Source organism: Pseudomonas sp. Fl5BN2 (assembly GCF_009908205.1).
Classification (GTDB): Bacteria; Pseudomonadota; Gammaproteobacteria; order Pseudomonadales; family Pseudomonadaceae; genus Aquipseudomonas.
This window is the reverse complement of the sequence record NZ_JAAARL010000046.1, coordinates 2,501-5,509: the sequence shown is the minus strand read 5'-3', so window position 1 is coordinate 5,509 and position 3,009 is coordinate 2,501. Positions and strand designations below refer to the sequence as shown.

Annotated in this window: 2 rRNA genes (1 of these 2 running past the window's edge); both read right to left on the bottom strand. The window is 51.5% G+C overall.

Annotated elements, in window-relative coordinates:
• Positions 1-94 (bottom strand): 5S ribosomal RNA (gene rrf / locus GV819_RS32400); the annotation flags it as partial.
• A gap of 151 nt (positions 95-245) precedes the next feature.
• Positions 246-3,009, bottom strand: a 23S ribosomal RNA gene (locus GV819_RS32395) (it continues 128 nt past the right edge of the window).

The following is a 3,009-nucleotide window of genomic DNA, read 5'->3' as shown; positions in this document are numbered from 1 at the left end:
CATGGGGAAACCCCACACTACCATCGGCGATGCATCGTTTCACTACTGAGTTCGGGATGGGATCAGGTGGTTCCAACGCTCTATGGTCGTCAAGAAATTCGGTAGCCAGCTCGTTTACCTTACGGTCAACGTTCCAGCGAATGGGTATGTAATAGATTTGTGTGTTACGCAAACTTTCGGTCTGTATCGTCTTCACACACCGCAATCTGGTGCCTTTTCAGGTCAGCAAATTGCTTGGGTGTTATATGGTCAAGCCTCACGGGCAATTAGTATTGGTTAGCTCAACGCCTCACAGCGCTTACACACCCAACCTATCAACGTCGTAGTCTTCGACGGCCCTTTAGGGAACTCAAGGTTCCAGTGAGATCTCATCTTGAGGCTAGTTTCCCGCTTAGATGCTTTCAGCGGTTATCTATTCCGAACATAGCTACCCGGCAATGCCACTGGCGTGACAACCGGAACACCAGAGGTTCGTCCACTCCGGTCCTCTCGTACTAGGAGCAGCCCCTCTCAAATCTCAAACGTCCACGGCAGATAGGGACCGAACTGTCTCACGACGTTCTAAACCCAGCTCGCGTACCACTTTAAATGGCGAACAGCCATACCCTTGGGACCGGCTTCAGCCCCAGGATGTGATGAGCCGACATCGAGGTGCCAAACACCGCCGTCGATATGAACTCTTGGGCGGTATCAGCCTGTTATCCCCGGAGTACCTTTTATCCGTTGAGCGATGGCCCTTCCATACAGAACCACCGGATCACTAAGACCTACTTTCGTACCTGCTCGACGTGTCTGTCTCGCAGTCAAGCGCGCTTTTGCCTTTATACTCTACGACCGATTTCCGACCGGTCTGAGCGCACCTTCGTACTCCTCCGTTACTCTTTAGGAGGAGACCGCCCCAGTCAAACTACCCACCATACACTGTCCTCGATCCGGATAACGGACCTGAGTTAGAACCTCAAAGTTGCCAGGGTGGTATTTCAAGGATGGCTCCACGCGAACTGGCGTCCACGCTTCAAAGCCTCCCACCTATCCTACACAAGCAAATTCAAAGTCCAGTGCAAAGCTATAGTAAAGGTTCACGGGGTCTTTCCGTCTAGCCGCGGATACACTGCATCTTCACAGCGATTTCAATTTCACTGAGTCTCGGGTGGAGACAGCGCCGCCATCGTTACGCCATTCGTGCAGGTCGGAACTTACCCGACAAGGAATTTCGCTACCTTAGGACCGTTATAGTTACGGCCGCCGTTTACCGGGGCTTCGATCAAGAGCTTCGCGTTAGCTAACCCCATCAATTAACCTTCCGGCACCGGGCAGGCGTCACACCCTATACGTCCACTTTCGTGTTTGCAGAGTGCTGTGTTTTTAATAAACAGTCGCAGCGGCCTGGTATCTTCGACCGGCATGAGCTTACGGAGCAAGTCCTTCACCCTCACCGGCGCACCTTCTCCCGAAGTTACGGTGCCATTTTGCCTAGTTCCTTCACCCGAGTTCTCTCAAGCGCCTTGGTATTCTCTACCCAACCACCTGTGTCGGTTTGGGGTACGGTTCCTAGTTATCTGAAGCTTAGAAGCTTTTCTTGGAAGCATGGCATCAACCACTTCGTCACCTAAAAGGTAACTCGTCATCAGCTCTCGGCCTTAGAATCCCGGATTTACCTAAGATTCCAGCCTACCACCTTAAACTTGGACAACCAACGCCAAGCTGGCCTAGCCTTCTCCGTCCCTCCATCGCAATAACTAGAAGTACAGGAATATTAACCTGTTTTCCATCGACTACGCTTTTCAGCCTCGCCTTAGGGACCGACTAACCCTGCGTCGATTAACGTTGCGCAGGAAACCTTGGTCTTTCGGCGTGGGTGTTTTTCACACCCATTGTCGTTACTCATGTCAGCATTCGCACTTCTGATACCTCCAGCAAGCTTCTCAACTCACCTTCACAGGCTTACAGAACGCTCCTCTACCGCATCACTTACGTGATACCCGTAGCTTCGGTGTATGGTTTGAGCCCCGTTACATCTTCCGCGCAGGCCGACTCGACTAGTGAGCTATTACGCTTTCTTTAAAGGGTGGCTGCTTCTAAGCCAACCTCCTAGCTGTCTAAGCCTTCCCACATCGTTTCCCACTTAACCATAACTTTGGGACCTTAGCTGACGGTCTGGGTTGTTTCCCTTTTCACGACGGACGTTAGCACCCGCCGTGTGTCTCCCATGCTCGGCACTTGTAGGTATTCGGAGTTTGCATCGGTTTGGTAAGTCGGGATGACCCCCTAGCCGAAACAGTGCTCTACCCCCTACAGTGATACATGAGGCGCTACCTAAATAGCTTTCGAGGAGAACCAGCTATCTCCGAGCTTGATTAGCCTTTCACTCCGATCCACAGGTCATCCGCTAACTTTTCAACGGTAGTCGGTTCGGTCCTCCAGTTAGTGTTACCCAACCTTCAACCTGCCCATGGATAGATCGCCCGGTTTCGGGTCTATTCCCAGCGACTAGACGCCCTATTAAGACTCGCTTTCGCTACGCCTCCCCTATTCGGTTAAGCTCGCCACTGAAAATAAGTCGCTGACCCATTATACAAAAGGTACGCAGTCACAGAACAAAGTCTGCTCCCACTGCTTGTACGCATACGGTTTCAGGATCTATTTCACTCCCCTCTCCGGGGTTCTTTTCGCCTTTCCCTCACGGTACTAGTTCACTATCGGTCAGTCAGTAGTATTTAGCCTTGGAGGATGGTCCCCCCATATTCAGACAAGGTTTCTCGTGCCCCGTCCTACTCGATTTCATGACTAAGAGATTTTCGCGTACAGGGCTATCACCCACTATGGCCGCACTTTCCAGAGCGTTCCGCTAATCTCAAAGCCACTTAAGGGCTAGTCCCCGTTCGCTCGCCACTACTAAGGGAATCTCGGTTGATTTCTTTTCCTCAGGGTACTTAGATGTTTCAGTTCCCCTGGTTCGCCTCTTGCACCTATGTATTCAGTACAAGATAACCATCTTATGATGGCTGG